The 3,203-nt window shown below is 48.4% G+C and carries 3 protein-coding genes; all 3 read right to left on the bottom strand.

The genetic code is table 11. The annotated features are described in order from the left end of the window. Positions 1-139: helix-turn-helix domain-containing protein (locus IM322_RS00595; protein ID WP_287675515.1), on the bottom strand; the 139-nt coding region annotated here is incomplete at its 3' end. A 160-nt stretch (positions 140-299) separates the two neighbouring features. Continuing rightward, on the bottom strand, positions 300-2,489 hold the full coding sequence (locus tag IM322_RS00600; RefSeq protein ID WP_287675514.1) for a coiled-coil domain-containing protein: 2,190 nt from the start codon (positions 2,487-2,489) through the stop codon (positions 300-302). Between the two features lie 32 nt (positions 2,490-2,521). Continuing rightward, positions 2,522-2,995 (bottom strand): hypothetical protein, encoded by a 474-nt coding sequence (locus IM322_RS00605; protein WP_287675513.1) that lies wholly within the window; start codon positions 2,993-2,995, stop codon positions 2,522-2,524. Positions 2,996-3,203: the final 208 nt, after the last annotated feature.

Here is a 3,203-nt window from a genome sequence, read left to right on the forward strand (position 1 = left end):
CTTTTCCTGTGGTTTTATAGGTTTCTTGGCATAAATTCAGGGAATAATTCCAAAACCAACGACAACAACCAAAGCTTTTTGCTAAGGCTATTTCTTGCTCGGTATTAGGCTTAAGTCTGAATTTGTACGCTTTGTACATAAAAGTTATCAAGAAACTAAAACTATGATAACATAGTTTTTGAGGAATTGTCTATATACAAAGTCAGCATTCATGAGGGGAGCCCTGGGGGGAATTACTTCGGCCCTTTAAAAGCCCCGTCCCATCGCGCTAAGCGCGAGGGATGAATGCTGACACTAAGTTAAAAGTGAAAAGTGGCGGCGAGAAAGGGTCCGTTAAAGTTTTCCGTAAAACCGAACGCGTTATCGCCACTACCGTTTTTATACTCGATCCCGTAGAAACGATAGGCGAATTGCAGGGAAATTTGGCGATTCACCCACCAATCGACTCCAAAGAGGAGGTTCCAGCTTAGATCTGTATCGCCGGCCAGCCCGAAACCGGAAGCGTCTCCCCGAATCCATAAAGTGATCGGATCGGACACCTGTACCCCAAATTTACCGCCGAGGAGCGGTTCAAACCAAGTTCTCCCCTGACTGAAGGTTTGTTGGAAAGTTTGGCTGAAGTTGACAAGGGGACTGGATAGTTGTACGGTAAGCGTTTGCTCGATATCGATACTGATACTATTGAGACGAAGGCCCGCATAGGGCTGGAACCAAATTAAGGGAAAAGAGCGATTAGAGGGTTTTTCGGGCAGTTCGTGGCTGATCGGATCGCCGATGTGGTAACTGACGGCGAAATCGTAGATGCCCTGATCGAATTGTAGGTTTGTTTCCGAATCCGCTTCGAGTTGCTGTAATTGGCGATTGTCGGCGAATTCTTGTACCTGTTGCATTGTTTGTTCTAGTTGTTCGAGCGATTCTCGGGCGTTCTGAATTTCTTGTTCGAGTCGTTGCAGGGGTTCGCTATCTTTTAACCCCCGTAACTCTTGGAGTTTCGCTTGCAGTTGTTGCAGGGGTTCGCTATCTTTTAACTGCTGTAGCTCCTGAACTTTTGCTTGCAATTGTTGGAGGATTTCGCTATCTTTAGTCTGCCGCAACTCCTCAATCTTCCCTTGTAGTTGTTGTAGGGGTTCGCTATCTTTTAGCTCCCGTAACTCTTGAATCTTCGCTTGCAGTTGTTGCAGGGGTTCGCTATCTTTTAACCCCCGCAATTCTTGAATTTTTTCCTGCCCTCTAGCCAGTGCTTCCTGTATTTGCGAGAGCTTTTCTTGAAAATCCTGTAAATTTCCTAGCCGATCGCTAAAGGCAGGATCGCGGGGTAATTCTGCTATTTTCTTCTCTAAATCCCGGAGATCTCGAATATCGATATTATCCCGAATCTCACCTATATCCACGTCGGGGAGAGTCTGAATTTTTACGACCATTTCTTGTAAAGTATTCTGGCGTTCGGCCAATTGTCCTTGAAGGCTGTCAAGAGCCTGTTTAAATTCGTTTAAGCGCTCGGCTTTTCGCTCGACCTCTTGCTGCACCTCCTGTCGAATTTCTGCGAGGGTCGTCTTCAGTTCCTGCGCCTGCTCGATTTTCGGAACGATCTCTTGCTGAAAACGTTGCCGAGCGTTATTGATCGCCGTTTCCAGTTCCTGTAACTGTTCCTCCCGAAGGGCGACTTCCTGCCGTATCTGATCGCGCACTTCTTCGGCCGCCGCTGGTAATTGGCTTAATTGTTCGGTTTTTAGGGCGATATCCTGTCGTAACGCTCGAATTTTGTCTCCTGCCTCTTGAAAGCTACCCTCTTCTTTTAATCCTTGTATCCGATCGACCGACTGGGAAATGCCTTCGAGTCCATTGATCGCTTTTTGAATTCTCTGGCTGGCATCCCGACTCAGCAACCAATTCAAGGAGTCGATAAAATTCGGCTGTCGAACCCTTGTCTTCTGCCGGTCGATCACGTTTCTCAAGCTGGCGTAATAACCGTCGAAAATCAAACCGAAACGACCGTTCCAGGCTTCCACGCGCGCGCTACCCGTCACCCGGAGCGATTGTAACACTTCCCCGAGATCGAGATGATAGCTGACGGTACGTCCCCGGGCCGTTGCGGTTCCGTAGGTACTGATCGGAATGGTCGCGTAGGGCTGAAATTTAATCTGCCAACCTCGATCCTCTTGCCCCTGGGGAGCGGGATTTTCCGTTGCGATCGGGGTCGCAGCCGGGGTGGGTTCTGTGAGGGGAGAGGCTGGCAAAACGGGCGCTCCTACTCCCGCCAGATCCTTGGCACAGGCACTGTCGGGTAATTCCTCGGTTCGGGTTTCCCCCTCGAATACCAAGGGGGCGACCCTATTGGTCAAGGGGGTAAAACCCTCGCAGAAGGAAGGGGCAACGGTCACGGTAGCGATCGCTTTCCCGTCATCTATCGCTTCGGCAAGAACACTGGGGACGGGAAACGATAAACCGAACAAAGTCCAGATCAGCAGGCGGCATGGCGAGAATCCCATAATTTTTCACTCCTCACTATTAAAAAAACGATCTAGCGGTAGCAGCCGACAACGGTTACCGTGTAGGTCTTGCCGAAATGGTTGACACCACCGATAAAAAGATTGACTTGATAGGGTTCATCGTTGGGTTCCGGTGTGGCGGTAATAGTCAGGGGTTTACCCGGGTCGATCCGTACATCTTGTTGGTTAAAAAACTGTCCCGTGGTTTGATCGCTGTACTTGAGGTACATCTGGATATCGAAGGAACCACCCTCATCCGAGGATATAGTGGCCACGAATTTTTGCCAGTTGCGATCGCTCGGAACCGCCCAATCGGTATTCCAGTTATTGCGAGTGATATCGACACCGAACACACTGGGAACGGTCGGTTGAGAAACGGTCTTGGTTACTTGGTTTCCTTGACCACCGATCAAAGGTATCGGGACGCAGGTTTCTGAGGCACTAAGGGGCCAATTTAAGGCAAGGGCAAGCGATAAAGTGCCGAGCCAAGTAGGACGAAAAAGCATGAGCAAAACCTCGATAAATTAATCTGGGAGATTTTGATTCTAGATTATTGAGTATCTCTGAATATACTATAGCAATTCTTGGAGCTATGAGGTACAATGGAAAGCAAATAGACAAATAATAGAACTTACCCGCTTCCTATGAGACCCTATTCTGTAGATTTTCGCCAAAAAATTATCGATGTCTGGAAGAAAGAAAAAATTTCCATTC

Origin of the sequence: Microcystis sp. M109S1, from assembly GCF_020247025.1 — a bacterium.
Classification (GTDB): Bacteria; Cyanobacteriota; Cyanobacteriia; order Cyanobacteriales; family Microcystaceae; genus Microcystis.

What these genes read in the sequence shown, in the direction of transcription:
- IM322_RS00600 (WP_287675514.1), bottom strand. Translation starts at nt 2,489, where the DNA reads ATGGGATTCTCGCCATGCCGCCTGCTGATCTGGACTTTGTTCGGTTTA.
- IM322_RS00605 (WP_287675513.1), bottom strand. Translation starts at nt 2,995, where the DNA reads ATGCTTTTTCGTCCTACTTGGCTCGGCACTTTATCGCTTGCCCTTGCC.